The organism is Streptococcus sp. 27098_8_66 (genome assembly GCF_041431945.1).
Taxonomy (GTDB): domain Bacteria; phylum Bacillota; class Bacilli; order Lactobacillales; family Streptococcaceae; genus Streptococcus; species Streptococcus dentalis.
The window spans coordinates 380,590-406,730 of the sequence record NZ_JAPVYS010000001.1 but is presented as its reverse complement, the minus strand read 5'-3'; the positions used below and the strand labels follow the sequence as shown (position 1 = coordinate 406,730).

Sequence of the window (26,141 nt, the reverse complement as noted above, 5' to 3'; positions counted from 1 at the left end):
TGTAGCTTTTACAGAATAGTACAGTTATCTGTTTTGGTTAAAAGCCAAATTCTATTTCACGCTTTCGTTCATTTATCACTAAATAAAGATATCATATAAATAAACTATTTTTTTCAAAAAAACAGGCTAGAGTTTGAAATGTTTTTCACAAAAGAGTATACTGTTAGCATAGTTTTGTCGGAGTTTATGATAGACCCCATCAAAATTAGTTGTCAACCCTTGCTGTTCTGATAGGAACGTTTGCTGGTATCGTTGATACCAAGGAGGAATCATATGTCTAAAGTAGCTATTGTCACAGGTGCTGGTCAAGGAATCGGTTTTGCAATCGCAAAACGTTTGGTGCAAGATGGCTTCAAGGTCGGAGTATTGGACTACAATGCTGAAACAGCTGAAAAAGCAGTTGCTGAGTTGTCAGCAGATAATGCTTTTGCAGTCGTAGCTGATGTGTCTAAAAAAGAAGAAGTGGCTGCAGCTTTCCAAAAAGTTGTTGACCATTTTGGAGATTTGAATGTTGTCGTGAACAATGCAGGTGTTGCGCCAACTACACCACTTGAAACAATTACAGAAGAACAATTTACACGTACGTTTGCTATTAACGTTGGTGGTGTGATTTGGGGTGCACAAGCAGCTCAAGCTCAGTTCAAAGCACTCGGTCATGGTGGAAAGATCATCAATGCGACTTCACAAGCAGGGGTTGTCGGAAATCCAAACTTGACTATTTATGGTGGGACCAAGTTTGCTGTTCGTGGGATTACGCAAACCTTGGCGCGTGACTTGGCGGATTCAGGAATCACTGTCAATGCTTATGCACCAGGTATCGTGAAGACACCAATGATGTTTGACATTGCTCATGAAGTTGGGAAGAACGCAGGTAAAGACGACGAATGGGGTATGCAAACATTCGCTAAAGATATCACTTTGAAACGTCTTTCAGAACCAGAAGATGTAGCAGCTGCGGTCAGCTTCCTTGCTGGACCAGATTCAAACTACATCACAGGACAAACCATTATCGTAGATGGTGGGATGCAGTTCCATTAAGATGAAAAAAGAGGTTGGGATCAACATCCTAACCTCTTATTTTGTGCATTCACAATAAAAGAAACAGAGATCAAAAAAACCACTCCCGAAAGGGAAGTGGTTCTGTGTTGGTTCTTATTTGAGACCGTATTTTTTGTTGAAACGATCCACACGTCCATCTGCTTGAGTGAACTTTTGACGTCCAGTGTAGAATGGGTGTGAGTCTGATGAAATTTCAACACGGATCAATGGGTAAGTTTCACCTTCGAATTCAACTGTTTCGCTAGAGTACTTAGTTGAACCGCTGAGGAACTTGTAACCAGTAGTAGTGTCCATGAAGACAACAGGGCGATATTCTGGATGGATATCTTTTTTCATTTTGCAATATTTCCTTTCTGCCATGGTCTCTTTCCGAGCCATAGATTGTTACTAAGCTAGTGTACCAAATTTCCAGGATCTTGACAAGTATTTTCACTAATTTTATTTAAATTAATGATCAAAAAAATCACCCTGGCTAAGCCAAGGCGATGATGATCTTATTATTGTTCAGATTGATTTGGATCTTTTGGTGCTTCAACTGGTTGATCAGCTTGTCCCTCAGTGTGTTCGTGTGATTCTTTTTTGATTTCATTTACAGCAGTTTTTACAGTAGAAGTTGTCACGCGTCCAACAGATTGGGCAAATCCTTTACCAGATTCAGCAAGTTCTTCGAATGTTCCTTTAGTTATTTTACCACCTGACATCGCCAAGAGACCAGTTACAACAATAGCGATTGATGCGATTAAAGCAAGGATCAAACCAAAGCCAATTGAAACGCCATAACCATTGAAGTCAACAGCGTACTTGTTCACACCGAAGACATCGATCAATGTTACGATAGTTGAGAGAGCTCCTGCTACGATAACACCAATTGCAAAACCTTTTGGTAGTGAAGATTTTACATCGTTCAAGCAAGCAAGGACAATCGCAACGACTGCGAAGATAATAACGAACCATCCATCTCCGCGAAGGCCATTCCAGCTGTATGAACCAAAGGCACCAGCATTCAGGCTTGCCCATGGCAAGAAAGAGCTAAGAATCGCTACCGCAGCAGAGATAATGATAAACAAACGATTTTTTTCCATAATAAGTCTCCTTAAAAATTTTATTAGCTTTATTTTACCATAAGAAATATCAAATGAAAACCCCATGACCAAGATAAAAAGGCTGAGAAACCGTTCTCAGCCTTCGTTCGTGCGAGCCACTTCTTGTAGCTCTTTGTAGATTTGGTCGTTTTCCTCAAGAGAGTAGGAGTTGGCTCCACTAGCTAGTGGATGGCCACCACCATTATGACGTTTGGCAATTTCGTTGATCACTTTACGTTTGCTACGCATCCGGACACGGAAGTGACCGTCGGCCTGCTCAACAAAGATAGCCCAAACAGATACGGTATCGATGCGTCCAGGAGCTCCGACAATTGCAGCAGTCTCTGAATCACGTAGATCGAATTTCTTCAAGAGCTCTTGTGTTAGGGTCACACGCGCAGCGCCATGTTCATCGATCTCAAGATGGTCATAGACATAGCCTTGAAGCTTAGCTGTCTTAAGGTTGATCGTATCCATCTGACGAGCAAGTGCTGTAAAATCGAAGGGAATGCTTCGAAGATAGGCAGCGATCTCAAAGGTCCGAGTCGAAGTGGCAGGATAAAGGAAGCGACCTGTATCTCCGACAATCCCAGCATAGAGAAGACGAGCGGCACTAACAGGAAGTTCGAGCTCCAATTCCTTTGCAAAAAGTGCAATCAACTCACTGGTAGAGCTAGACTCAGTATCGACCCAGAGCAGATCGCCATAAGCATCGTCATTTGGGTGGTGGTCGATCTTGATCAGGAAATCACCATTCGTATAGCGCTTGTCATCGATGCGGGGAGTATTAGCCGTATCACAGACAATCACCAAAGCTCCAGCATAGTCCTCATCGCTGACAGTATCCATCTCAGCAAGCCAAGTCAAGGTCGGTTCATCATAGCCAGTTGCCAAGACCCGCTTTTGAGGGAAGTGCGCACGCAGGAGATCCCGCAAGCCCACCTGGCTACCAATCGCATCCGGATCCGGATTCTGATGACGGTGGATAATAATCGTGTCATAAGCTTGAATCTTTTCAAGAATTTCATTCATTACGTTCATACATTACCTCATTTTCTCTGTCAATTTTAACATAAGAAAGGCCCATCCAGCAAGCCTTTATCACTAATTAGGAGCTGTGGAAGCGGTTTTACATTGGTTAGATATTTTGTTAGAATGGATGAATATGATGAAAGAAATTAAAAATAGACCATTCAGTTTGAAAGTCTTTCTAGCTGCTTTGTCTCTAGTAGTTGTTGCTGGTATTTTCATAGATGTCCAGAGAGGTAAGATTGGTAAGGATTCAAAATCGATATTAGAACAACAACGATTTATTGTTGTAGATGATTCGGAAAATGAAAATTTATATAAATTTAATTTTGAGAATGGCTATGATTTAAAGAGTAATAATTTTTATAGTATAACTCAGGTAGTTGAAAAAAATGGGAAGATGTATCATGGTAGTTCAGATGAAAAGCCTGATGACAGATATCATTTATTCTTATACCGAAATGTCACTTCCGCAATTCTGAATTTAAAGGTTTCAAAAGATGAGATCGAACAATCAAACTTTATCATTGAGCGAGATCCGAAATCTCTAATCACAAAATCACTAGTGAAAGGAAAAATGACACCTGAATTTGAGGCTAGAGTTTTAGATAAAACTGACCAATTTTCCAAAGTTCGGATCACCTATAATCAAAATTATTTACCGATCAAACTTGAATGGTATTTTAAAGGGAAAGATGGGTTGAAGTGGTATACCTGGAGCCGTTTTTCATATCCATATAAGACTGAATCTGAATTTAATAAAAAACTGGATGAAGAAATCCAGCGTATTAAAGATATTAAAGAGGAGTACGAGTTGGAGAAGGAAAACGGATAATAATTGAAACTATTAAAGCAATTCAAGAAGAAAATGAGGGCGATTAGGTTGAATCGGTCCAAATTCTTGAAACGTGTCCCTTCTTTCACCTTATCGGGAAAGGTTTCGTGCAAAATGCTTGAAAAAGTGGTATAATACGGGAAATAGCTTTTGGGAGGAAATTATGACTGTAGCGAAGATTGTTTTTGCTAGTATGACTGGAAATACTGAAGAAATTGCTGATATCGTAGCGGACAAATTCCGTGATCTTGGTGTCGAAGTAGATGTGGACGAGTGTACAACTGTGGATGCGGAGGACTTCCTTGATGCGGATATCGCAGTGGTAGCGACCTATACATACGGCGATGGAGAGCTTCCAGATGAGATCCAAGATTTCTACGAAGATTTGGCTGGCCTTGATCTCAAAGGCAAACTTTACGGTGTGGTAGGATCAGGTGATACCTTCTACGATGAATTCTGTAAAGCAGTTGATGATTTCGACCGTTGCTTCGCTGCGACTGGTGCTGAAAAAGGTTCTGAGTGTGTCAAAGTTGATTTGTCTGCAGAAGACGAAGACATTGAAAAATTAGAAGCCTTTGCAGAAGAACTCGTAGCAAAAGCAAATTAATGACAAAGAGGCTGGATCGATGGATTTCAGGCTCGATTTATATCCAAAATAAAGAGGAGACACATGGATTTAGATATTATTAGACAAGAAATTGATCAAATTGATGACCAAATCGTAAGACTTTTAGAAGAAAGAATGCATCTAGTTGAGGGTGTAGTTGCTTATAAAAAGTCTACAGGAAAACTAATCTTGGATACCAAAAGAGAAGAAGTTATCTTTGAAAAAGTCAGAAATCGCGTCATCGATAAAAAATACGAAGAAACAATTGTTGAGACTTTTTCAGATATTCTCAAACGTTCGCGTGATTATCAGGATAAAACTATCAAATGAAAAAAGAACAATTCTATTCACTAGGAATCTTTCTAGCTGCCATGTTAGGAGGATTAGTTCGTTATCAGGTATCTAGATGGTTGCCGGCAAGCCCAGATTTTCCTTGGGGGACGCTTCTTGTCAATTATCTAGGGATTTTCTGCTTGGTTTATCTTGTAAAAGGTTATCTGGTTTATAAAGGGAGTAGTAAAGGCGTCGTTCTAGCGCTTGGAACTGGGTTCTGTGGTGGATTAACGACATTTTCTAGTTTTATACTAGACGCCGTGAAAATGCTGGACACAGGACGATATATTAGCTTGCTTGTGTACCTAATTTTAAGTGTCGGCGGGGGACTTTTATTGGCCTATTGTCTAGGGAGGAAGAAATGGTAGTATTTTATCTAGCACTTGCTTGTGGACTAGGTGCTCTTATGCGTTATTTCTTTTCACGTTATAATCAAGGTTCAGTACTGCCTCTAGGAACTCTCATAGCTAATATTTTGGGCTGTTTTCTGATTGGTTTATTCTACAATCATGTGGAATCAAAAGAAGTCTATCTTATCCTTGCTACAGGTTTTTGTGGCGGTTTGACCACGTTTTCAACCTTGAATGATGAACTCCAAAGACTACTTAGTAACAAGAAGGCATTTTATAGCTATTTATTATTAACCTACTTGCTTGGTTTTTTGGCGATTTTTTTGGGAATTTTGCTTTAAATTTCTTTACATTTTCTAGGAAATTTGGTAAACTGTATCTTGTGTGTAATGGACGCACAAAAATACAGTTTATCCGCTGAGGAAGTTTCCTCAAGATTGACAAAGATAGGAGAATAAAATGAATCCATTAATCCAAAGCTTGACTGAAGGTCAACTTCGTACAGATATCCCTTCATTCCGTCCTGGTGACACTGTTCGTGTACACGCGAAAGTTGTCGAAGGAAACCGTGAACGTATCCAGATTTTTGAAGGTGTTGTTATTGCACGTAAAGGTGCTGGCATCTCAGAAAACTACACAGTTCGTAAAATCTCTAACGGTGTAGGTGTTGAACGTATCTTCCCAATCCACACTCCACGTGTTGAAAAGATCGAAGTTGTTCGTTACGGTAAAGTACGTCGTGCGAAATTGTACTACCTTCGTGCATTGCAAGGTAAAGCAGCTCGTATTAAAGAAATCCGTCGTTAAGACGAACAAGGAGGCGGGAGTGATCTCGCTTCTTTTTTTATCGGTCCCCTTAGTTCAATGGATATAACAACTCCCTCCTAAGGAGTAGTTGCTGGTTCGATTCCGGCAGGGGACAATATAGATAAGTAAAACACTGATTCGCCAGTGTTTTTTCTTTAGCCAAATGTTGGCAAAGGTCATAAAATATCCATGGTGTGGTATAATAGGGGAAAACGTAACATTGATTTTTTAAGGTAGTCTCATCATTTTGGAATACCAAATTTAAAAGACTTCTAAGTGATTTACAAGTTTGGCCTAAAAGAGATATAAGAAAAGGAAGAATAATGAAAATTTTTGGTATAAGATCTACCATCACATTTGACTATGAAAAGGCTATGCTTTAAAAGCAGAGGTAGAATTGTTGACTGATGGAAGCTTTATTGTATATAGGTTAAGTATACAGAATTGGGAGCCACCTACAACCACATTCGTATCACACAGAACGAGATAGATAAACTTGTCGAGGAAGTGGATTCCATGATGACTGAGCAAACAATACATCTCGAATTTATCTGAGTTAGAGTAGGAGAAGGATGATGAAAATTGATTACGGTGAACGGATGGTCACATGGGAGTGGGATGGTTGCGTAATAAAGATAGAACTACCAGATATCATTCATGCGGAATATAATAAAGATGAGAACATTGTTATCGTCTATAGTGGAGAAAACTTTGTAAGCAAAATCATTTTCTACTTTAGTTTAGAAGGAAAATTGTTATGGCAACAAAATTTACTAGAAGGAACCCTGGATTGGAATCATAATGGGAAGCATCAGATTAGTTTTCATCATTTACATCATCTTCGCTTTAGCCCTAAATATCAGCGTATCTTCAGTATATTTCGCTCATCCAGCGATTTTGACGTTCCATCAGAACTAGAGGTTTATAATTTAGAAGGTAAGAAAATCGACCAAATTGAATCTCCTTCAGGATTTACTATGTTATATATTTCTGAGATAAGTAAGAAGAAACTGAGAATTGTATGCGAGGCTCTTAAAGAGGATTGTTTTGATAAATCTGGTCGAAGAGATTTCTATTTTAATTTGGAGTTAGAAACTAGAAAATGGGTAAAAGATGGCATCGCCTATTGAGGAAGAGCTTGAGACATTAATTCCACTTGCTGAACAAAAATGTATTGACCGGAGAGGCAAACTTCCAGACGATTATGTATCACCATTGAAATAGACAAAAAGAAATAGTATGACAACAGAAATTCAACAATACAAAAATTGTACGATATTAAAAAACAACAATGATTATCAGATTCTGTGGAGTAGAGGGAAAGAAGTGCTTAACTTTCCCATTAGCCAAAAATTAGCAGAACGTGTTTCAAAATCAGAAAAAGATGCTTTAGAAGTAATGTTTTATTGTGAACATCATCTTTGGCCAAAGGCAGATGAGTTAGATGATTATAATCATTCCAATACGATTGTACATAGAGGCGATGGATTTGTTGTATATGAAACAGATGGTTATTACGAAATTAGCTTCTTTAAAGAAGTTGGAGGAGCTATGGGCTCAGAAGTATGCTATCCCATTACTAAGGAACTAATGGATAAAGCATTTCAATCTTCTAGGGAAGCATATGAGGTGATGATTTATGCCGAAACAGGGCACTGGCCCTTAAGTAAGCAAGATGATATTGATAGAAACTATATACGTAATCATCCTGAAACTATGCTACCAAATATAGAAGATCAACGTGAGTTGTTTGATGTTGAAGAGTTTAAAGCTCTTGTAAAAAAAACTATTGTTTCAGAACTAGAACCTAGCGAACTTGACGCTATTGGTATAGTTGATAATCATTTAGAGCTTCTTCTGGTGGATTCAGTCGGCTGGCAGGAAGAGATAGAAGCAGTCCATCTGGAAATTCTGCAAGAAAAACTCAATAACTATATCTACTTCCTCGAAAGCAAGCAATATGTGGATAGATATGGCGATAAGTTTGATAAAAAAGTTATCCATATTACTTTCCAATATTCCCCATCTGATAACGGTTTGGCCTTTCTCGCGGCTGTTCAGAAAGTATTACAACCGACGGTTATGAGCCTGAAGGTGGAATTGCCGGAGTAAAGAACAACTAAGAAGAATAAAATTAATCAATTTATGAGGGATAAAAAATATTAAAGCGAAGGTCAGTCAAAAAATAAGATAGCTAAAAAGTAGACCAAAATTTTCTAAAAGCCTATTAGAATAGGCTTTCTAAGCATATTTTATATTTCGGCAGGGGACAGAGATAGAAAAGATAAAACTGACAGTTGAACTGCACCCCAAAAGTTAGATTTTTTCTGTCTAACTTTTGGGGAGTAGTTCACTTATGACAGAGTGTTGACGTTTTAGAGCCGTGTTGTTTCGAATGGTCCTAAAACTTATTTTTTTATGATATAACAGAATATTTTAAAAATGAAGGGGTTTTCTATGGAGAGAGATGTGTTTTTTGATTATTTTTTAAAATCACTTAGGTTTCATTTGGGTGATAGGTGTAAGGATATTGGATTTATAAAGTTTTTTAAAGATGAAAATAATTGTTTTATTACTATAGAGAATTATGTTTTGGAATCATTTGTAGTATTGTCAAATATTTTGAGTAAGGATAGGATTGTGTTTTCTTGTGGAATTATTCATAGTAAGGGGGTAGGTACTGGAGTAGAAGTATGTATGAATGTATTAGAGTTAGAAAGATTAAATAATTTGTACAAGATATAGTTTTGAAGCATATTAAAAAAATAAGGGAAACTGTCTATGTAGGATGTGTGGAGTTGATAGTATCAATGTTTCCTTGTTTTAGAGCTGTGTTCTTTCGAATGATTCCAAAACAAGAAAAACAAAAAATGATGGTCTAGGAGCTCGATATATTGAGCTTCTTTTTCTTTAGAAATTCAAATCATAATTTTACAGACTTTTATGTCATTAATTTATTCTCCCCCTCCTCTTTTTCTTTGACTCTCCTTTCTTATTTTTCTAAAATAGTAGGTGTGTGAAGGGAGATTGATATGAAAAAGGGTTTTGTGATTGTGCTTTCTGCTTTGGTCTTGGCTTCCTGCGGTCGTCCTCATAGGACGGTGTCGCCTAAGAGTTCGGATACCAAGCAGACCAGCACTTCGGAAAAGAAACAGTCTGGTATGGATTTGAAAGCCATCAAGGCTAAGGACTACTCGAGTATCAAGGGGACTTGGATCGATGGTCGTGGCAATGAGCTGGTCTTTGATGACAAGGGTTTGGTCAGCGAGGATGTTGAGCTTGATGCATCGAGCTTCAAGCAGAAGGACCAGATCGCTGAGATGACGGTTAGTGCCAAGTCGGGTGTTGGAGGCTACGGTCTCTTGCTCCTTCCAAAAGGTCAGAAAGCTGGCAAAGACGATGCTTCGGATAAGTCTAAGGATCGGGTCTGGGCTGGTCAGTCACCGGCTTATGGCGATGATGACAATTTCTACTATCGCAAGAAAGAGCAACCGAAAGATCGGGAGCAAGTAGATACAGATGATAGCAGTAGTACGTCTAAGATGAGTAAGGCCAAGAAGTGGAATACTCGCCCGGATAGCGAGGTTAAATCTTCGAAGAAGGCGGATAAGAATGATTATCCAGGCTACACCGCTGCTCAGGTTGAAGCTGCGCGTGTCTGGGCTTATGTGATCAAGTCTGTACCGACAGAATTGAGTATTAATGAAAAGAGTGCTGGTACAAAAATTTACTTTGGTGGGTTAGGAGTTGACTATCCTAAAGATGTTCGTCAGTTGTTTACACCAATTTCTGCAGAAGGTCATGTGACCTATGCATCCAATGGTGATGGGACGGTGACGATCTATCCTGTACCGAGCCACTGGCAACAGTCTGCGGATGAACTCAATAGTGAGGAGTTTATGACGCAATTTACCCAAGGAATCTTGGACCATGCGGAGACGGTGACTTTGCCAGATGGAGATCCTTATTTGATTCGTCAAATTCTTGCGGTACTGAAGTAAATTGCTGGGTGATTTTATTGTTTTTTTAAGCTGATCCTGTTACAATGATACTACACGGAAAAGACTGGTCTTCCAGCCTTTTTCATTTCACTATAGAAAGGTCTTTTATGAAACGCAAATCGATTTTGTTTCTCTATTTACTCTTGCTAACGATTGGGCTGGCCTATGAGACCCAATCACTGACAGAAGGCTGGATGTCTGGTAGCCAGTACGGGATTGTGGGACTTTCAACCTTGATCCTCTTGGTTTATGCGCTTCCTGCTGTCTGGGCCCTCTTTCATTTTGCTAAGAAGTGGAAGTTGTCTTGGGTACCGGTTCTCTTTTCTCTATTAGGTGGGGGCTTTGTTGCCGGTTGGTTGTCTAGCTTTGCCAATACCTATTTCCATGACATGATTCAAGCGATCGCTCCAAATAGCGACTTTTGGAACCAGTACGAGAGTGCCATCGCTGCGCCTCTCTTTGAGGAACCCTTTAAGTTGATTCCAATCTTCTTTGTCCTCTATTTGTTCAGCGTCCGTCGCCTCAAATCGATCTTCCTTTTGGCTATTGCCTCTGGTCTTGGTTTCCAGATCGTGGAGGACTTTGCCTATATCCGTCAGGACTTGCCGGAAGGTTTCTCTTACACGGTGTCAGGGATTCTCGGTCGTGTGGCCAATGCGCCCATGTCTCACTGGGTCTACACAGGACTTGTTATGCTAGGGCTCTTCCTAATTGTCCAAGCAAGCAGAGGACGCAAGGATTTACGTCTAGCAGGCTGGGGATACTTAGTAGCTGGTTTTGGACTCCATTTTGTTGGCAATTCACCCTTCTCACAAATCGTGACCGAGTTGCCGATTGCGATTCCAGTCTTGAATGCTACTGGGCTCTTCCTGATCTACCAAGCATATCAAACCGTCGAGCGATTAGAACAAGGAAAATAAAACCAAAAAAGAATGCGTATGTTTGCACACATACGCATTTTTGTTATTTTGGACACATTGTTTTTCTACTTTTGTATAAACTGAGTGATCCTATAGCTGTAAACTTAATTCTATTTTGAAAGAAATATTTGAGACTTTCCGCCGTGAGAAAAGTCTCTAAGAGTATAGGATCTTAAAATAGATTTATTTACCAAGACAGAACTGGCTGAAGAGTTGGGTAATGAGCTCATCTGGAGCAGCATCTCCTGTAATTTCTCCGAGGATTTCCCAGGTGCGGGTGAGATCGACTTGAAGCAGGTCTACCGGCATACCGAGGGCCAAGCCTTCGTTGACCGCTTGCAGGCTTTCAACAGCTTTTTCGATGAGGGAGATGTGACGAGCATTAGAAAGATAAGTCGCATCTTGCTCAACCAGCCCAGCGTTTTCGAAGAAGAGGGCGTTGATCCGGTCTTCGATTTGATGGATGTTTTGATTTTTCAGAACGGAAATCTTGATGTAATCTTCTGGCAGTTGGTCGATTTCGATCTTCTCTGGGAGGTCGACCTTGTTGAGGAGGATGATGCGGTTGCTATCTTGTGAGATCTCAAGGAGTTGGCGATCTTGATCGGTCAAGGGCTCGCTAGCATTGAGGACGAGGAGGACTAGATCAGCTTCCTTGAGGGCTTTTTTCGACCGTTCGACACCGATCTGCTCAACGATGTCTTCGGTTTCCCGGATACCAGCTGTATCGACTAGTTTGAGGGGAACGCCGTTGATGTTGACGTATTCCTCGATAACGTCACGGGTGGTCCCTTCGATATCGGTAACAATGGCTTTTTCTTCGCGAAGAAGATTATTGAGGAGGCTGGACTTGCCGACGTTTGGACGACCGATGATAGCAGTAGAAATCCCTTCACGCAAGATCTTACCGCGACGGGCAGTCTTGAGGAGATTGGTCAAGAGGGCTTCAAATTCACTGGTCTTTTCACGGATGATCTCAGTGGTTGCTTCTTCGACATCATCGTACTCAGGATAGTCGATATTGACTTCAACCTGGGCCAGGGTATTGAGGATCTCTTGGCGCGTGTTGTTGATCAGGTCAGACAGGGAACCTTCGAGTTGTTTCACGGCGATGTTCATAGCCTTGTCGGTCTTTGCGCGGATGATGTCCATGACGGCTTCAGCCTGGGTCAAATCGACCCGACCATTCAGAAAGGCCCGCTTGGTAAATTCACCAGGTTCAGCTAATCGAGCGCCTTCACGAATGACCAATTGCAGGATTTCATTGGTTACGGCAATCCCGCCGTGGGTATTGATCTCGATGATGTCTTCACGGGTAAAGGTCTTCGGCGAGCGCATAGCTCCAACCATGACTTCGTCGAGAATCTCGTCCTTATCTGGATCTACGATATGACCGTAGTTGAGCGTGTGGCTTGCGACCTTGCTTAAATCTTTCCCTTTGAAGATCTTTTGCGCAATGGCAAAGCTGTCTGTCCCGCTCAAGCGGACGATCCCGATCGCCCCCTCACCGAGAGGGGTCGAGATGGCAGCAATAGTATCAAATTCTTTAGTAATCATGTCATTTCTCTTTTCCTGTAGATTCATCTCTATTCTATCGTAAAGTCAGCGGACGGGCAAGGTTTTGCTTTTAGAACTAAAACTGGAAAGGTTTTCAAATAATTAGTGAAATCTCTTACAGAATATGCTATACTGTAAGAGAATATAAAAGGAGGTCTATGATGGTAAACCTAAAAGAACAGGTAGGAATTAAGGCGGCTGAGTTTGTCAAAGACGGCATGATTGTCGGTCTCGGTACAGGGTCAACTGCTTATTATTTTGTGGCTGAATTGGGTCGTCGCATCAAAGAAGAAGGCTTGCAGATCACAGCTGTCACAACGTCGAGTGTGACCTATGATCAGGCTGAAAGTTTAGGCATCCCGCTCAAGGCTATCGACGATGTCGAAGTGGTCGATGTGACAGTGGATGGCGCAGATGAAGTGGATCCTCAATTGAACGGGATCAAAGGTGGCGGTGGGGCTCTCCTCATGGAAAAAATCGTCGCAACCAATTCAAAAGATTGCATTTGGATCGTGGATGAATCCAAACAAGTCGCAACTCTTGGGGCATTCAAACTTCCAGTGGAAGTAGTGCAATACGGGGCTGAAAATCTTTTCCGTCATTTTGAGCAAAAGGGTTACCATCCTGATTTCCGTCACGCGGATGATCAACGTTTTGTAACCGACCAAGGCAACTTTATCATTGACTTGGACCTCAAGGTGATAAAGGATGCGGATGCTCTGGCCAATGAACTGGATCACACCGTCGGGGTTGTCGAGCACGGTTTATTCTTGAACATGATTTCAAAAGTGATTGTAGGGACACCAGATGGCCCTGTCATCATTGAAAAATAGGTTTCTCTAAAGAGGGTCCGGATCTATCAACGGCTCTCTTCTTATAGGGATATGGTATAATATAGCTAGTTTAATAAAGGAAAGAGGCAGTATATGTCAAAATTTAAACGCATGCACTTAGTTGTGCTGGATTCAGTTGGGATCGGTGCTGCACCAGATGCCAATAACTTTGTCAATGCAGGAGTTCCAGATGGCGCATCTGATACTTTGGGCCACATCTCTAAAACCGTCGGCTTGAATGTACCAAACATGGCCAAAATCGGTCTTGGAAATATTCCTCGTGAAGTCCCATTGAAGACGGTGCCAGCTGAAAACAACCCAACTGGCTATGCGACAAAATTGCAAGAAGTCTCTCTTGGGAAAGACACCATGACTGGTCACTGGGAAATCATGGGGCTCAACATTACAGAACCGTTTGATACCTTCTGGAATGGTTTCCCTGAAGAAATTATTACAAAGATTGAAGAATTCTCAGGACGTAAGGTCATCCGTGAAGCCAACAAACCTTATTCTGGTACAGCGGTCATTGATGACTTTGGACCACGTCAAATGGAAACTGGCGAGTTGATCATCTATACATCAGCAGACCCTGTGCTTCAAATCGCTGCTCACGAAGACATCATTCCTTTGGATGAGTTGTACCGTATCTGTGAATACGCTCGTTCCATCACTTTGGAACGTCCAGCTCTTCTTGGTCGAATCATTGCTCGTCCTTATGTTGGGGAACCAGGCAACTTCACACGTACAGCCAACCGTCGTGATTTAGCTGTTTCACCATTTGCGCCAACTGTTTTGGATAAGTTGAACGAAGCGGGGATCGATACCTATGCAGTTGGTAAGATCAACGATATCTTCAACGGAGCTGGTATCAACCACGATATGGGCCACAACAAATCAAATAGCCACGGTATGGATACCTTGATTAAGACCATGGGACTTCCTGAGTTCCAAGAAGGGTTCTCATTTACCAACTTGGTAGACTTTGATGCTCTTTACGGTCACCGTCGCAATGCCCACGGCTACCGCGATTGCTTGCACGAATTTGACCAACGCTTGCCAGAAATCATTGCAGCGATGCGTGAAGATGACCTATTGATGATCACGGCAGACCACGGAAATGACCCAACTTACGCTGGTACAGACCATACGCGTGAATACATCCCATTCTTGGCTTATAGCCCATCCTTAAAGGGTAATGGTGTGATTCCAGTCGGACATTTCTCTGATATCTCTGCGACAATTGCAGAGAACTTTGGTGTTGAAAAAGCCATGATCGGTGAAAGCTTCTTAGACAAATTGAACTAAGATGACACGCTTCGCTCTCCTCGTAAGAGGGATCAATGTTGGCGGGAAAAACAAGGTCGTGATGGCAGAACTTCGAGAGGAGCTTCAAACGATCGGGCTGTATGGGGTAGAGACCTACATCAATAGTGGCAATATCTTCTTTGAATCTGCTGCTTCTAAAGCAGAATTGGTAGATTTGCTGGGACATTTCTTTCGTGATCACTATCCCTTTATCTAGTCTTTTTCTCTCTTTTCAGCTGAGGACTATGCGCAAGATCTCGCTACTCTACCAGACTGGTGGCAGGAGGATCTGGCCCGCAAGGATGTTCTCTTTTACACAGAAGGCCTCAATCAGGATGCTGTCTGGGAGCTGGTCTCCTCTTTTTCACTCGGTGATGAAATCATCCATCGTGGAAGCCTTGGGATCTACTGGGGCAAATACTCAGAAGAAACCTATACAAAGACCGCTTACCACAGACAAGTCCTCAAGATACCGGATTACCGTCTGTTGACCATTCGCAATGCCAATACATTTGACAAAATTGGCCAATTTTTAAGGAAATCATAAAGGAGATATGCAATGACATTATTAGCAAAAATCAATGAAACAGCTGCTTTTTTGAAAGGCAAAGGAATGGAAGCACCTGAGTTTGGCTTGATCCTTGGATCAGGTCTTGGAGAACTGGCTGAAGAAATCGAAAATCCAGTCGTAGTTGACTACTCTGAAATTCCAAACTGGGGTCGTTCAACGGTTGTCGGCCATGCTGGTAAATTGGTTTATGGTGAGCTTGCTGGACGCAAGGTTTTGGCCCTTCAAGGACGTTTCCACTTCTACGAAGGAAACCCACTAGAAGTGGTGACTTTCCCAGTTCGTGTCATGAAAGTTTTGGGCTGTGAAGGGGTTCTTGTTACCAACGCTGCTGGTGGTATCGGATTTGGTCCTGGTACTTTGATGGCCATCACAGACCACATCAATATGACTGGTCAAAACCCATTGATCGGTGAAAACTTGGATGACTTTGGTCCACGTTTCCCTGATATGTCAAAAGCTTACACACCTGAATACCGGGAGACAGCTCATAAAGTGGCTGACAAATTGGGTATCAAGTTGGATGATGGGGTTTATATCGGTGTGACTGGTCCTACCTACGAAACTCCAGCTGAAATCCGTGCTTATAAGACACTTGGAGCAGATGCTGTCGGTATGTCAACTGTTCCGGAAGTCATCATTGCAGCGCATTCTGGCTTGAAGGTTCTTGGTATTTCATGTATTACCAACTTTGCGGCTGGTTTCCAAGAAGAGCTCAACCACGAAGAAGTAGTAGAAGTGACAGAGCGCGTCAAAGGCGACTTCAAAGGTTTGCTAAAAGCGATCCTTGCTGAACTCTAATCCAATGAAAGCACGACTCCAAAGTCTGCCCTACGGGCTGAGGTTGCTTCTAGCCACCTTATCATTAGGGATCGGGACAGGTCTGGTCGGAATTGCCTGTCATTATCTACTAGAAGGGGTGCAAGGGCTGGCCTTTGGCCAAGCTAGTTCCGATTTGCTCCAGCAATTTCAAGCAGCAGGAGGTCTCCGTAGATTTCTGGTTTTGTGTGTGACTGGGTGCTTGGCAGCTGGCTTCTGGTATGTTCTGCAAAGACGTTATAAGATCCTGTCTATTCGCCAGCAAATTGACTTAGCTGGAGACAGGGAACCAGCGCCCTTAGCCCACCTCCTTCATGCAGGGATGCAGGTGGCAATTGTCGGAGCAGGCGCATCGGTCGGAAAAGAAGGAGCCCCACGTGAGGTCGGGGCTCTTCTAGCTGGTCGCTTGGCGAAGGGATTCTCACTAGCTCTCAAAGAGCGAAAAGTCTTGATCGCCTGTGGGGCTGGAGCTGGTTTGGCTGCGGTCTATCAGGTCCCCTTTGCCAGTAGCTTATTTGTCTTTGAGACCTTAGGACTCGCCTACAGTTGGCAGAACTTTTTACTTGTTTTGACCAGTACTTATCTGGCCACCTGGGTCGCTCAGTCCATCGTTGGTCAGGAGGCCATTTATCACCTGTCCGCAGTTTCATGGTCAGCTAGCAGCTTCTTACAGGCTATTGTGATTGCTTTCTTGGTCACTCCCTTGGCTCTGGTCTTTGCTTTCCTAGCCAAGCGGGCTAGTCACAAACGGCGGAAGGATAGGACGATTCTTTGGTCTCTTCCTCTAGCCTTTCTAGTGCTGGGGAGCCTAGTAGCCTTTTTCCCTATCTTTATGGGAAATGGCCAGGTACTGGCGCAAGCCCTCTTGTCTAGCCAGTCGATTCCTTATCTTCCACTGACTCTTGCAGTGAAGGGGCTTCTGGTTTATCTCCTCTTGCGCAATGGTGCCTATGGGGGAACTTTGACACCATCATTTGCTTTAGGGATTGGCTCTGGCTATCTAGTGACCTTGCTTTTGACAGTCCTTGGGATTCATCTGGATCTTGCTCTAGGGATGCTACTTGGAGCGACAGTCTTTTTAGGGACGACCCTAGAAGCTCCTCTGACAGCCATTGCCCTGAGCCTTGGATTTACAGGCCAAGCTTGGAATTTGACTATCCCGCTTGTGCTTGTGGCTGGTCTGTCTTATGTGATTCGAAAGAGATGGGAGAAGAAATGATGAAGGTACATTTTGTACTGCATGAAACTTTTGAAGTGCCGGGTGCTTATCTAAAATGGGCACAGGAGCGTGGCCATCAAGTGACCACGACCAAAGTCTATGAGAATGAAGCCTTACCAGAGACAGTGGATGAGATTGACTTCTTAATTGTGATGGGAGGTCCTCAATCGCCAGATGAAGATCGAGAAGCTTTTCCATACTACGATCCTCAGGCAGAGATCGAGTTGATTCAAAAAGCCATCAAGGCAGAACGTTATATTATTGGGGTCTGTCTGGGTGCCCAGCTCCTGTCTGTTGCCTATGGTGCGAAGTATGACCACAGTCCGGAACGTGAGATTGGGGTTTATCCTGTGACCTTGACGCCTGAAGGACTAACAGATCCACATGTCGGTGAGTTTGGAGCAATTCTTGAAACCGGCCACTGGCATGGCGATATGCCAGGATTGACAGAAGATGCTGTCGTTCTTGCGACCAGTCAAGGGTGTCCACGTCAGATGATTCGCTTCAGTCCTAAACACTATGCCTTCCAAGCCCACTTAGAATTTGATCCAGAAGCAGTCGATCTCTTGATTGCTGCAGACGGTGAAGATGTTTTGGAAGAACAAAGTCAAAACCTGACCTTTGTTCAAGAACCTGAAGCCATTTGTGTTTACGATTATCGAGAAATGAATGCTAAACTCTATGCATTTTTGGACTCATTAACAAAATAAAAAAGAAAGGTAGAGCATGTGTTCTGATTTGAACACGAGCGGAAAGCTCTCCTAATTACTCAATAAAAAAAGAAAGGATGGGTTAACCGTATTCGCTGAACTGAATACGGGCGGAGAACTGTGTAAAAAAGATAAACTGTCTAGCATCTGCGATGCATCGTCAGTTTCATATTTTTACTTTGTTCTCTGTCGCCCTTTATATCTTAATTATGTCTATCCATATTGCTGCTAAGCAGGGTGAAATTGCTGATAAAATTCTTCTTCCTGGGGATCCTCTTCGTGCGAAATTTATTGCTGAGAATTTCCTTGAAGACGCTGTTTGCTTCAACGAAGTCCGTAACATGTTTGGTTACACAGGGACTTACAAGGGTCACCGTGTTTCTGTCATGGGTACTGGGATGGGGATGCCATCCATCTCTATCTATGCGCGTGAGTTGATTGTCGACTATGGCGTGAAGAAATTGATCCGTGTGGGAACGGCTGGTTCTTTGAATGAGGATGTGCATGTTCGTGAATTGGTCTTGGCACAAGCAGCTGCAACCAACTCAAACATCATCCGCAACGACTGGCCTCAATACGATTTCCCTCAAATCGCTAGCTTTGATCTTTTAGATAAGGCTTACCACATTGCCAAAGACCTTGGCATGACGACTCACGTCGGAAATGTCTTGTCATCAGATGTCTTCTATTCAAACTATGGTGAAAAGAATATTGAGCTTGGTAAGTGGGGTGTGAAAGCTGTAGAAATGGAAGCAGCAGCCCTTTACTATCTTGCTGCTCAACACCATGTTGATGCGCTTGCCATCATGACTATTTCAGACAGTTTGGTCAATCCAGATGAGGACACAACTGCTGAAGAACGTCAAACTACTTTCACAGACATGATGAAAGTTGGTCTTGAGACCTTGATTGCAGACTAATGGCAAAATTCCTTCATGATGAATGGCTCTACGATCTCCAAAATTATCACTACAGCCGTGCTCTGCGCTCTATCAAGCAGCAGGAAGAAGTACCGGATTTGTTGGTAAGTTTACTACAGTTAATGGCGGAGCGTCGAGAGCTCAATATCCAACCCGTCATGAATCAAAAGTTGAGAACCGAGTTGCTAGAGGCGACTGGTTTTCAGCTTTTTTGGCATGAAGATCCAGAAGATGAGCAGTTGGCCAACTACCTCTATGATCTCGAGGCGAAGTTGCGAAATGAGCAGATTATTGACTTTGTTCGTGCCGTTAGCCCAGCCATCTATCGGATCTTTATGCGATTGATTCAGTTGAAAATTCCTGACATAACAAACTATATTCATAACTCCAAAGAATCGAGTTATGACCGTTGGAAGTTTGAGAGCCTGCATGCGTCCGACAACCCTATCCTGCAGCAATTCCACAGCGAAAGTGTGGTCAATTCGTCCAGTTTGACGGAGTTGATTGTGCAGTTGGATTTGCCAGATAGCGTCAAAGTTGCGGCCCAACAATTGCGGGAGTTAGAAAAATCAGTTCGCAATCCCTTGGCACACTTGATCAAGCCTTTTGATGAAGAAGAGCTCCATCGGACGACGGGTTTCTCTTCTCAGGATTTTATGAAGAATTTGATTGACCTTGCAAGCTACACAGGCATCCATTATGATCAAGCTAACTTTTATTTTGATCAGGCCAATGCTGTGATGGAAGAGCTACTAAAGGAGAAGTAGATGGATAAGATTGCTCAACTACAGGAGATGATTGATCAGAGTCATCGGATCGTGTTTTTCGGTGGGGCAGGAGTTTCCACGGAGTCAAATATTCCAGATTTTCGAAGTTCAGACGGTGTCTATAGTGTTCAGGTAGGGCGGCATTTGACAGCTGAACAATTGGTCTCCCATACCATGTTTGAGCGTTATCCTGAGGACTTTTTCGACTTTTATAAGAAGTACTTGCTATACCCAGATGCCAAGCCCAATGCAGCCCATCGGTATCTGGCTCGGCTTGAAGAGACCGGTAAGCTCAAGGCAGTGGTGACACAAAATATTGATAGTCTCCATGAAATGGCTGGTTCTAAAAAAATTTTGAAGCTCCATGGCAATGCCGACCGCAATTACTGTACGGATTGCCAGCGATTTTATGATTTGGAGTCCTTTCTAGCTTTAGAAGGCCCGGTTCCACACTGTCTGGACTGCGGCAAGGTGGTCAAGCCTGATGTGACTCTTTACGAGGAACCTCTCGATATGGGGGTCTTTAGTCAAGCAGCCCAAGCCATCAAAGAGGCTGATCTCCTGATTATCGGCGGTACCTCTCTCGTGGTCTACCCAGCAGCTAGCTTGATCCAGTATTTCCAAGGGAAGAAGCTGGTTGTCATCAATAAAACCAGTATCCCACAAGACAAGCAAGCAGACCTAGTTATCGAAGAAAAAATTGGGGAAGTATTTTCACAATTAAGACAATAAAAAATATCTGAGTGAACATGGATCACTCAGATATTTTTTTACTTATCAAACTTCACTTCCTCAAGCAAGTACTCGATGAATTTTTCTCCCATTTTTGAGAGGGCTGTTTTTTCATGTTTGATGTAGACCAGCTCGATCGGGTCTTCGATATCAAGGGGGATGGAGACGATGTTATTTCCGTTGAGATTGCTGTTGAGAATTCCGGTCGCAATGGTGTAGCCATCCAGACCAATCAAGAGATTAAAGAGGGTAGCCCGGTCACTGACGACGATGGATTTCTTATGATGCTCTTGCGAGAGGATCTCTTCTGAGAAGTAGAAGGAGTTGTGGGTTCCTTGGTCATAGCTAAGGTATGGGAAATCTTCCAGATCAGATAAGTGAACGATCTCTTTCTTGGCAAGAGGGTTGCTCTTGCTGACAAAGATATGAGGTTGCGCTGTAAAGAGGTGGGTGGCAATCAGGTGATTATCATCCAGCATCTTAGAGAGGACATCCCGGTTGTAGCTATTTAAAAAGAGTACGCCAACTTCGCTTCGGAAATTCTTGACGTCATCGATGATCTCCCAAGTCCGCGTCTCCCGTAGGAAGAGCTCGTATTTTTCCATGTCGCTTTTCTTCAATAGTGAAACGAAGGCCTCAACCACGAAGGCATAGTGCTGTGAAGAGACGCTGAAAAGCTCACGAGAACCCACAGGATTTTTATAGCGCTCGGACAAGAGGTCGATCTGCTCCACCACCTGGCGGGCATAAGAGAGAAACTCCATCCCATCGCGGGTTAAAGTGATCCCTTTAGGATTCCGGATAAAGATTTCAATCCCCATCTCATTTTCCAAGTCCTTGACGGCATTGGAAAGGCTAGGTTGCGTGATGAAGAGTTGTTTTGCGGCTTCATTCATAGAGCCGGTTTCGACGATTTTGATAATGTATTGTAATTGTTGTATTCTCATGCTTTTATTTTAACATAAAAGAGCGCGTTTTTCCCGTAAAATGTGGTTTTTCAAGGACTGTATCAGAAAATAACGCAGGGTGAGGGAGGTAATAGGAAGTAGGCTAGATCAAATATATAAAAAATAGAAAATTGGAAACAAAATCTCCATCTGGGGACTGATTTTGATGGAAAAATACAGTTTTGCCTTGCTTAAGGGGTGAGCTGCTTGATAGAATGGTAAAAAATGGATTGAGGAGATCTTATGAAAAAACTCGTTTCCTGGTATAAGAAAAAGGATAAGGATTTGGAGACGCATTTTACAGCCGGCCTGTTACAGATCAATTTTGTGACCAATGCCCTGATTCTATTGGCCTTTTACATCTATTTTGTCATTCGTGAGTCGCTCTATGCTCTGTCGGACTCAGTGGTTCAATTTAGTTTTTTTGCAATTTTATCCTTTACGATAGAGATTTTTCCTTACGGTTTGACTCTGGCCCTCTTTGTCCCCAATATTTTTGTCATTATCTATGGGATCGGTCGGTGGTCTAGCATCCAGTTCAAAGAAGCGGAGGAAGAAGCTCTCAAAGATCCAGATCTGTTTGAAGATAGAGGACCAGTCAAGGGCGAAGAGCTGATAGAAAAGGATGCCTCATTAGAAATGAAAGAAAGGCAAGAGACTTCAAGTAATAAGCCTGTCAAAAAGAAGAAGCAACAGCCAACAATCGTTCTTTGGTTTGGTCTCTTTGGCTGTCTTCTCGAATCAATTTTCATTTTCATCGTGAAAGATATGAGTTTTTACGATTGGAGTGAAAGGTTGATCAATTCGCAGAAACACGCCTTGATCTGGTCGGGTGCCTATCCAACCTTCTTCACCCTTGCAGCGCTCACCTTGTTATCCTTGATCATCTATTCTTACCGAGATGCTAATTCCCTCTCTCCGCTGGCAAACGTCTTCTGCATCAGTGGCATTCTAGGAGGAGTGGTTCTCCTCTTAGTTTTTGATAGCCAACTTCAGGTAGCAAGTTTTCACACCTTTTTCTTACTGATCTATTCCATCAATCTTTTGTGGGTTCGTATTAAGGAGTGGCAGGAAGATCGAACAGAAATCACCTATGAAAATGGCCTGCTTCAGTATTTCCATCAGATTTTACACAAGTCACGCAACTGGCCATGGCTAGCAGTCCTTGTCGCTTTACCAACCCTGGCTCTTGTCGTTCTCATCCTCATGCTATTTGGCCAACAACCAGATTCTATGATCAACGCCTGGACCAATACAGCAGACTGGGCCTTTTCCCAAAAGATCCCTCCTCAGAATCTCATCATTGATGAGCATTATCTCTGTACGGTTGCGGCTGGTGGTCATGAAACAGTTGTCAAACCACAGCGGATGGGGGTCCGTCACGGCCATCCGGTTGTCGTCAATCGCCAGCTCTGTATTGCCAATGCCTTTGAGCAGGTGTTAGAAGAAAAGACGCCGCGATTCCATCGCTTCTTGCGTCGCAATTACGACCGCTATGGCTATCCCTTTGCCAAACATATCAAGAAGAAATGGGCCATGGATGTCATTTACTATCTGATGAAGCCCCTGGAATGGATCTTCTTGTTGGTTCTCTACTTGGTCGACCGCAAACCTGAAAACCGAATCGCCATGCAATACATCAAACCGATCCCAGAAGATTTTGACCCCCGTAAAGTTTCCTGAGTTACTGATTTTACTTGACAAGCGAGAAGGAGCGCGATATAATGAGACAAATTTAACCTTTAAGAGGTCCAGAGAGGCCTGCAAGGAAAGACAGAAAAAAGATCAGCAGACGGAGTCTAGCTGATCATTTGTAGGGCCTTGCTTTTGCGAGGTCTTTTTTGCTGAAAGAAAGAAGAGGAAACCAATGGTCAGTGACAGTTGTAAAAAACGCTTTGGCAACATCATGATGGAGGAGATGGAGCTAGTTGCTCAAGAAGAGATCGCTCCGCGCATCTATTCTATGATCCTGAAGGGAGAAATGGTGGCGCAAATGCTACCAGGTCAATTCCTTCATATCCGCGTCCCTGATGGGTCCAAGCTCCTTCGCCGTCCGATTTCAATTTCTGAGATTGATCGTAAGACACAGACGTGTCGCTTGATCTACCGCATCGAAGGTGGGGGGACAGCTATCTTTTCCCAATTGCCAATCGGTAGCAAACTCAGCGTGATGGGACCTCAGGGAAATGGCTTTGATCTCACCAATCTCGGCCAAGGTCAGAAAGCCTTGATCATTGGTGGCGGGATCGGTGTTCCTCCTTTGGTCCAAGTGGCCAAACAACTCCATGAGCAAGGGGTGGAAGTTGAAGTGGTTGTCGGCTTTGCGACCAAAGAAGCCGTCATTTTGGAAGAAGAGCTTTCTAAGGTTGCTCATGTCACTGTAACGACAGACGATGGGACTTATGGCACTAAGGGCTATGTCTCTACGGTCGTTGAACAGATGGACCAGGAGTTTGACGCTATCTATTCTTGTGGAGCACCAGGCATGCTCAAATATGTCAATACCAAATTCCATGATCATCCCCGAGCTTACATTTCTATGGAATCGCGTATGGCTTGTGGGATGGGGGCTTGCTACGCCTGTGTAGTGCATCTGGAAAATGAAAGCCAAGCAGCTAATAAGCGCGTGTGTGAAGACGGACCGGTCTTTGAAACCGGAACGATTGTGATGTAGGAGGACCTTATGACAGCAAATCGACTAGCCGTATCCTTACCTGGTTTAGACTTGAAAAACCCGATTATTCCGGCATCTGGCTGTTTTGGCTTTGGTCAGGAATATGCCAAATACTATGACTTAGACCTGCTTGGATCCATCATGATCAAGGCGACAACTGCGGAGGCCCGTTTTGGTAATCCGACGCCCCGTGTCGCTGAGACTCCTGCAGGCATGCTCAATGCCATTGGCCTCCAAAATCCAGGTGTAGACGTAGTTCTGGCGGAAAAACTTCCTTGGTTGGCCCAACATTATCCGGAGCTACCGATTATTGCCAACGTAGCTGGCTTCTCCAACGAAGAGTATGCAACGGTATCTAGGAAGATCTCGCAAGCGCCAAATGTCAAAGCGATTGAGCTCAATATCTCTTGTCCAAATGTAGACCATGGGAACAATGGTCTCTTAATCGGGCAGGTTCCTGAGTTGGCCTATGCGGCTGTGAAAGCAGCGGTAGAAGCATCCTCAGTCCCTGTCTATGTTAAGTTAACGCCTAGTGTGGCAGACATCACGCAGGTCGCAAAAGCAGCAGAGGATGCAGGAGCGACCGGCTTAACCATGATCAATACCTTGGTCGGGATGCGGTTTGACCTCAAGACTGGTAAGCCCATCATTGCCAATGGAACCGGAGGCATGTCGGGTCCAGCCGTTTTCCCAGTTGCATTAAAACTCATCCGCCAGGTTGCTCAATCCACTAAACTTCCGATTATCGGAATGGGAGGTGTGGATTCAGCAGAAGCAGCTATTGAAATGATGATTGCAGGAGCCTCTGCGATTGGAGTTGGAACCGCTAATTTTACCGATCCTTATGCTTGTCCAACCATCATCGAAGATCTGCCACAAGTCATGGATCACTATGGGATTGATACCCTTGAGAACTTCCGAAAACATGTACGGGAAAATCTACTTTAAAGATCATCAAGACAACAAAAAATGCCTGTTGGCAACAACCCCAACAGGCTACTGAGTAAGTAACAACTTTAAACAACCCTTACTCAGCATATTAAGTATTATACAGGAAAAAAGATTATCTGTCAAGTTTTTTTTCATAATTTAGAACTCATTCTAATAAAATTAAAAAAAGACGGATTGAATCCGAATGTTTTGCGATTATTTCTTGACTTTTCTTTAATATCGTACTACAATGTAGAAAAACCTTTAAAGTAGTCCAGAGAGGCTCCTAAGGTCTAGACGGTGAATCATGGTAGTTGTTCTTACCTAATTTTCGTGTAACCTTGCCTCGGGCAAGGTTTTTTTGTGAACAAAATGATCAATCATAAAAAGGAGTAATCCATGCGTGAAGAACGTCCTATTATCGCCCTTGACTTCCCAGCTTTCGAGGATGTCAAACACTTCTTAGAGCATTTTCCAGAAGACGAAAAATTATTTGTAAAAATCGGAATGGAATTTTTCTATGCAGTTGGTCCTGAAATTGTACATTATCTCAAAGGGCTTGGGCACAGCATTTTCCTTGATTTAAAATTACATGATATTCCAAATACAGTCAAATCAGCCATGTCTGTACTCGGTACCTTCGGAGTAGATATGGTGACGGTACATGCAGCTGGTGGTGTAGAGATGATGCGCGAAGCCAAGGCAGCTCTTGGTGAAGGAGCTAAATTGGTAGCCGTGACCCAGCTGACTTCTACCAGTGAAGAAGACATGCGTGATTGCCAAAACATCCAAACAACGGTCCAAGAATCAGTAGTCAATTATGCTCGCAAGGCCCAAGAAGCTGGCTTGGACGGGGTTGTCTGCTCAGCCCATGAAGTGGCCTTGATCAAGGATGCCACTTCATCAGATTTTGTCTGTGTGACACCAGGGATTCGTCCAGCTGGAGCTGAAATCGGTGACCAAAAACGGGTCATGACGCCACAAGAAGCTCATAAAATCGGCTCTGACTATATTGTCGTTGGACGTCCAATCATCCAAGCAGAAAACCCATGGGACGCTTACCATGAAATTAAGAGACAGTGGAATGCGTAAGAGCTACTAAAAGTGAAACTTTTGTAGCTCTACGGGAAGTCCTAT

At 43.1% G+C, this 26,141-nt stretch carries 29 protein-coding genes, 1 tRNA gene and 1 pseudogene; 26 read left to right on the top strand and 5 right to left on the bottom strand.

The window, feature by feature from the left end:
* The first annotated feature begins 273 nt into the window (after window positions 1–273).
* Window positions 274–1,038 (top strand): (S)-acetoin forming diacetyl reductase, encoded by a 765-nt coding sequence (locus tag O3642_RS02000; RefSeq protein ID WP_049485844.1) that lies wholly within the window; start codon window positions 274–276, stop codon window positions 1,036–1,038.
* A gap of 114 nt (window positions 1,039–1,152) precedes the next feature.
* Here O3642_RS02000 and O3642_RS01995 read toward each other — a convergent pair whose 3' ends face one another.
* From O3642_RS01995 to O3642_RS01985, 3 genes are all read right to left on the bottom strand, one after another.
* Window positions 1,153–1,395 carry a type B 50S ribosomal protein L31 gene (locus tag O3642_RS01995; protein WP_003016441.1) on the bottom strand — a complete coding sequence of 81 codons (243 nt, stop codon included), beginning with the start codon at window positions 1,393–1,395 and terminating at the stop codon, window positions 1,153–1,155.
* Window positions 1,396–1,556: 161 nt separating this feature from the next.
* Window positions 1,557–2,141: a lantibiotic ABC transporter permease gene (locus O3642_RS01990; RefSeq protein WP_371605275.1), complete on the bottom strand. Its 585-nt coding sequence runs from the start codon at window positions 2,139–2,141 to the stop codon at window positions 1,557–1,559.
* A gap of 96 nt (window positions 2,142–2,237) precedes the next feature.
* Complete coding sequence (locus O3642_RS01985) at window positions 2,238–3,182, bottom strand: bifunctional oligoribonuclease/PAP phosphatase NrnA (protein ID WP_342984133.1); 945 nt, start codon at window positions 3,180–3,182, stop codon at window positions 2,238–2,240.
* A gap of 127 nt (window positions 3,183–3,309) precedes the next feature.
* Here O3642_RS01985 and O3642_RS01980 point away from each other — a divergent pair, with 127 nt between their 5' ends.
* The 12 genes from O3642_RS01980 (at window position 3,310) to O3642_RS01925 (ending at window position 11,023) form a co-directional block, all read left to right on the top strand.
* Window positions 3,310–4,005, top strand: coding sequence for a hypothetical protein (locus O3642_RS01980; RefSeq protein ID WP_371605274.1), 696 nt, complete (start codon window positions 3,310–3,312; stop codon window positions 4,003–4,005).
* Between the two features lie 163 nt (window positions 4,006–4,168).
* Window positions 4,169–4,612, top strand: a complete 444-nt coding sequence (locus tag O3642_RS01975; protein ID WP_003007049.1) for a flavodoxin — start codon at window positions 4,169–4,171, stop codon at window positions 4,610–4,612.
* 63 nt (window positions 4,613–4,675) lie between these two features.
* Window positions 4,676–4,942, top strand: a complete 267-nt coding sequence (locus tag O3642_RS01970) for a chorismate mutase (RefSeq protein ID WP_195423107.1) — start codon at window positions 4,676–4,678, stop codon at window positions 4,940–4,942.
* Window positions 4,939–5,313, top strand: coding sequence for a fluoride efflux transporter CrcB (gene crcB / locus O3642_RS01965; protein WP_195423110.1), 375 nt, complete (start codon window positions 4,939–4,941; stop codon window positions 5,311–5,313). Before O3642_RS01970 ends, crcB (O3642_RS01965) begins: the two co-directional genes overlap by 4 nt.
* The gene (gene crcB / locus O3642_RS01960) at window positions 5,307–5,636 is read left to right on the top strand and encodes a fluoride efflux transporter CrcB (RefSeq protein ID WP_195423112.1); all 330 of its coding nucleotides are present in this window, start codon (window positions 5,307–5,309) and stop codon (window positions 5,634–5,636) included. The genes crcB (O3642_RS01965) and crcB (O3642_RS01960) overlap by 7 nt, the downstream gene beginning before the upstream one ends.
* Before the next feature lie 118 nt (window positions 5,637–5,754).
* Complete coding sequence (rplS, locus tag O3642_RS01955; RefSeq protein WP_001068669.1) at window positions 5,755–6,102, top strand: 50S ribosomal protein L19; 348 nt, start codon at window positions 5,755–5,757, stop codon at window positions 6,100–6,102.
* 43 nt (window positions 6,103–6,145) lie between these two features.
* A tRNA-Arg gene (locus tag O3642_RS01950) sits at window positions 6,146–6,217 on the top strand.
* A 460-nt stretch (window positions 6,218–6,677) separates the two neighbouring features.
* Window positions 6,678–7,232 carry a hypothetical protein gene (locus O3642_RS01945; protein WP_049513781.1) on the top strand — a complete coding sequence of 185 codons (555 nt, stop codon included), beginning with the start codon at window positions 6,678–6,680 and terminating at the stop codon, window positions 7,230–7,232.
* Window positions 7,233–7,500: 268 nt separating this feature from the next.
* On the top strand, window positions 7,501–8,214 hold the full coding sequence (locus tag O3642_RS01940) for a DUF6572 domain-containing protein (RefSeq protein WP_272106810.1): 714 nt from the start codon (window positions 7,501–7,503) through the stop codon (window positions 8,212–8,214).
* A 345-nt stretch (window positions 8,215–8,559) separates the two neighbouring features.
* Window positions 8,560–8,847 (top strand): hypothetical protein, encoded by a 288-nt coding sequence (locus O3642_RS01935; RefSeq protein WP_254727664.1) that lies wholly within the window; start codon window positions 8,560–8,562, stop codon window positions 8,845–8,847.
* 287 nt (window positions 8,848–9,134) lie between these two features.
* Window positions 9,135–10,103 carry a DUF6287 domain-containing protein gene (locus O3642_RS01930; protein WP_371605273.1) on the top strand — a complete coding sequence of 323 codons (969 nt, stop codon included), beginning with the start codon at window positions 9,135–9,137 and terminating at the stop codon, window positions 10,101–10,103.
* 107 nt (window positions 10,104–10,210) lie between these two features.
* The gene (locus tag O3642_RS01925) at window positions 10,211–11,023 is read left to right on the top strand and encodes a PrsW family glutamic-type intramembrane protease (RefSeq protein ID WP_371605272.1); all 813 of its coding nucleotides are present in this window, start codon (window positions 10,211–10,213) and stop codon (window positions 11,021–11,023) included.
* Between the two features lie 183 nt (window positions 11,024–11,206).
* On the opposite strand, the gene mnmE is transcribed toward O3642_RS01925, so the two are convergent.
* Window positions 11,207–12,580 carry a tRNA uridine-5-carboxymethylaminomethyl(34) synthesis GTPase MnmE gene (gene mnmE / locus O3642_RS01920; RefSeq protein ID WP_371605271.1) on the bottom strand — a complete coding sequence of 458 codons (1,374 nt, stop codon included), beginning with the start codon at window positions 12,578–12,580 and terminating at the stop codon, window positions 11,207–11,209.
* Window positions 12,581–12,741: 161 nt separating this feature from the next.
* Here mnmE and rpiA point away from each other — a divergent pair, with 161 nt between their 5' ends.
* The 9 genes and pseudogenes from rpiA (at window position 12,742) to O3642_RS01875 (ending at window position 20,453) form a co-directional block, all read left to right on the top strand.
* Window positions 12,742–13,413, top strand: a complete 672-nt coding sequence (rpiA, locus tag O3642_RS01915) for a ribose-5-phosphate isomerase RpiA (protein WP_371605270.1) — start codon at window positions 12,742–12,744, stop codon at window positions 13,411–13,413.
* A 93-nt stretch (window positions 13,414–13,506) separates the two neighbouring features.
* Entirely contained in the window at window positions 13,507–14,718 is a 1,212-nt protein-coding gene (locus O3642_RS01910; RefSeq protein ID WP_371605269.1) for a phosphopentomutase, read from the top strand.
* A gap of 1 nt (window position 14,719) precedes the next feature.
* Window positions 14,720–15,265: pseudogene (locus tag O3642_RS01905) on the top strand (DUF1697 domain-containing protein).
* A gap of 12 nt (window positions 15,266–15,277) precedes the next feature.
* Window positions 15,278–16,087, top strand: a complete 810-nt coding sequence (locus O3642_RS01900) for a purine-nucleoside phosphorylase (protein ID WP_316599118.1) — start codon at window positions 15,278–15,280, stop codon at window positions 16,085–16,087.
* 4 nt (window positions 16,088–16,091) lie between these two features.
* Entirely contained in the window at window positions 16,092–17,324 is a 1,233-nt protein-coding gene (locus O3642_RS01895) for a chloride channel protein (RefSeq protein WP_371605268.1), read from the top strand.
* On the top strand, window positions 17,321–18,034 hold the full coding sequence (locus O3642_RS01890; protein WP_371605267.1) for a gamma-glutamyl-gamma-aminobutyrate hydrolase family protein: 714 nt from the start codon (window positions 17,321–17,323) through the stop codon (window positions 18,032–18,034). Before O3642_RS01895 ends, O3642_RS01890 begins: the two co-directional genes overlap by 4 nt.
* Window positions 18,035–18,243: 209 nt before the next feature.
* Entirely contained in the window at window positions 18,244–18,954 is a 711-nt protein-coding gene (gene deoD / locus O3642_RS01885) for a purine-nucleoside phosphorylase (RefSeq protein ID WP_070586244.1), read from the top strand.
* Window positions 18,954–19,721, top strand: a complete 768-nt coding sequence (locus O3642_RS01880; protein ID WP_003003238.1) for a hypothetical protein — start codon at window positions 18,954–18,956, stop codon at window positions 19,719–19,721. The genes deoD and O3642_RS01880 overlap by 1 nt, the downstream gene beginning before the upstream one ends.
* Window positions 19,722–20,453 carry an NAD-dependent protein deacylase gene (locus tag O3642_RS01875; RefSeq protein ID WP_371605266.1) on the top strand — a complete coding sequence of 244 codons (732 nt, stop codon included), beginning with the start codon at window positions 19,722–19,724 and terminating at the stop codon, window positions 20,451–20,453.
* 38 nt (window positions 20,454–20,491) lie between these two features.
* On the opposite strand, the gene O3642_RS01870 is transcribed toward O3642_RS01875, so the two are convergent.
* Window positions 20,492–21,400: a LysR family transcriptional regulator gene (locus O3642_RS01870; RefSeq protein ID WP_031575788.1), complete on the bottom strand. Its 909-nt coding sequence runs from the start codon at window positions 21,398–21,400 to the stop codon at window positions 20,492–20,494.
* A 243-nt stretch (window positions 21,401–21,643) separates the two neighbouring features.
* Between O3642_RS01870 and O3642_RS01865 the strand changes: the two genes are divergently transcribed.
* The 4 genes from O3642_RS01865 (at window position 21,644) to pyrF (ending at window position 26,096) form a co-directional block, all read left to right on the top strand.
* The gene (locus tag O3642_RS01865) at window positions 21,644–23,083 is read left to right on the top strand and encodes a DUF6688 family protein (RefSeq protein ID WP_371605265.1); all 1,440 of its coding nucleotides are present in this window, start codon (window positions 21,644–21,646) and stop codon (window positions 23,081–23,083) included.
* 184 nt (window positions 23,084–23,267) lie between these two features.
* On the top strand, window positions 23,268–24,074 hold the full coding sequence (locus tag O3642_RS01860) for a dihydroorotate dehydrogenase electron transfer subunit (protein WP_371605264.1): 807 nt from the start codon (window positions 23,268–23,270) through the stop codon (window positions 24,072–24,074).
* A 9-nt stretch (window positions 24,075–24,083) separates the two neighbouring features.
* Window positions 24,084–25,022 carry a dihydroorotate dehydrogenase gene (locus O3642_RS01855; RefSeq protein ID WP_003011934.1) on the top strand — a complete coding sequence of 313 codons (939 nt, stop codon included), beginning with the start codon at window positions 24,084–24,086 and terminating at the stop codon, window positions 25,020–25,022.
* A 381-nt stretch (window positions 25,023–25,403) separates the two neighbouring features.
* Window positions 25,404–26,096 (top strand): orotidine-5'-phosphate decarboxylase, encoded by a 693-nt coding sequence (gene pyrF / locus O3642_RS01850; protein WP_003003278.1) that lies wholly within the window; start codon window positions 25,404–25,406, stop codon window positions 26,094–26,096.
* Window positions 26,097–26,141: the final 45 nt, after the last annotated feature.

Coding starts and splice junctions, on each gene's coding strand:
- O3642_RS01890 (WP_371605267.1), top strand. CDS start 17,321: ATGATGAAGGTACATTTTGTACTGCATGAAACTTTTGAAGTGCCGGGT.
- O3642_RS01945 (WP_049513781.1), top strand. CDS start 6,678: ATGAAAATTGATTACGGTGAACGGATGGTCACATGGGAGTGGGATGGT.
- O3642_RS01990 (WP_371605275.1), bottom strand. CDS start 2,141: ATGGAAAAAAATCGTTTGTTTATCATTATCTCTGCTGCGGTAGCGATT.
- mnmE (WP_371605271.1), bottom strand. CDS start 12,580: ATGATTACTAAAGAATTTGATACTATTGCTGCCATCTCGACCCCTCTC.
- O3642_RS01910 (WP_371605269.1), top strand. CDS start 13,507: ATGTCAAAATTTAAACGCATGCACTTAGTTGTGCTGGATTCAGTTGGG.
- O3642_RS01880 (WP_003003238.1), top strand. CDS start 18,954: ATGGCAAAATTCCTTCATGATGAATGGCTCTACGATCTCCAAAATTAT.
- crcB (WP_195423112.1), top strand. CDS start 5,307: ATGGTAGTATTTTATCTAGCACTTGCTTGTGGACTAGGTGCTCTTATG.
- O3642_RS01900 (WP_316599118.1), top strand. CDS start 15,278: ATGACATTATTAGCAAAAATCAATGAAACAGCTGCTTTTTTGAAAGGC.
- O3642_RS01975 (WP_003007049.1), top strand. CDS start 4,169: ATGACTGTAGCGAAGATTGTTTTTGCTAGTATGACTGGAAATACTGAA.
- O3642_RS01995 (WP_003016441.1), bottom strand. CDS start 1,395: ATGAAAAAAGATATCCATCCAGAATATCGCCCTGTTGTCTTCATGGAC.
- O3642_RS01980 (WP_371605274.1), top strand. CDS start 3,310: ATGAAAGAAATTAAAAATAGACCATTCAGTTTGAAAGTCTTTCTAGCT.
- O3642_RS01970 (WP_195423107.1), top strand. CDS start 4,676: ATGGATTTAGATATTATTAGACAAGAAATTGATCAAATTGATGACCAA.
- rpiA (WP_371605270.1), top strand. CDS start 12,742: ATGGTAAACCTAAAAGAACAGGTAGGAATTAAGGCGGCTGAGTTTGTC.
- O3642_RS01930 (WP_371605273.1), top strand. CDS start 9,135: ATGAAAAAGGGTTTTGTGATTGTGCTTTCTGCTTTGGTCTTGGCTTCC.
- O3642_RS01985 (WP_342984133.1), bottom strand. CDS start 3,182: ATGAACGTAATGAATGAAATTCTTGAAAAGATTCAAGCTTATGACACG.
- O3642_RS01935 (WP_254727664.1), top strand. CDS start 8,560: ATGGAGAGAGATGTGTTTTTTGATTATTTTTTAAAATCACTTAGGTTT.
- pyrF (WP_003003278.1), top strand. CDS start 25,404: ATGCGTGAAGAACGTCCTATTATCGCCCTTGACTTCCCAGCTTTCGAG.
- O3642_RS01940 (WP_272106810.1), top strand. CDS start 7,501: ATGTTTTATTGTGAACATCATCTTTGGCCAAAGGCAGATGAGTTAGAT.
- O3642_RS01875 (WP_371605266.1), top strand. CDS start 19,722: ATGGATAAGATTGCTCAACTACAGGAGATGATTGATCAGAGTCATCGG.
- rplS (WP_001068669.1), top strand. CDS start 5,755: ATGAATCCATTAATCCAAAGCTTGACTGAAGGTCAACTTCGTACAGAT.
- O3642_RS01855 (WP_003011934.1), top strand. CDS start 24,084: ATGACAGCAAATCGACTAGCCGTATCCTTACCTGGTTTAGACTTGAAA.
- deoD (WP_070586244.1), top strand. CDS start 18,244: ATGTCTATCCATATTGCTGCTAAGCAGGGTGAAATTGCTGATAAAATT.
- O3642_RS01870 (WP_031575788.1), bottom strand. CDS start 21,400: ATGAGAATACAACAATTACAATACATTATCAAAATCGTCGAAACCGGC.
- O3642_RS01865 (WP_371605265.1), top strand. CDS start 21,644: ATGAAAAAACTCGTTTCCTGGTATAAGAAAAAGGATAAGGATTTGGAG.
- O3642_RS01895 (WP_371605268.1), top strand. CDS start 16,092: ATGAAAGCACGACTCCAAAGTCTGCCCTACGGGCTGAGGTTGCTTCTA.
- O3642_RS01925 (WP_371605272.1), top strand. CDS start 10,211: ATGAAACGCAAATCGATTTTGTTTCTCTATTTACTCTTGCTAACGATT.
- O3642_RS02000 (WP_049485844.1), top strand. CDS start 274: ATGTCTAAAGTAGCTATTGTCACAGGTGCTGGTCAAGGAATCGGTTTT.
- O3642_RS01860 (WP_371605264.1), top strand. CDS start 23,268: ATGGTCAGTGACAGTTGTAAAAAACGCTTTGGCAACATCATGATGGAG.
- crcB (WP_195423110.1), top strand. CDS start 4,939: ATGAAAAAAGAACAATTCTATTCACTAGGAATCTTTCTAGCTGCCATG.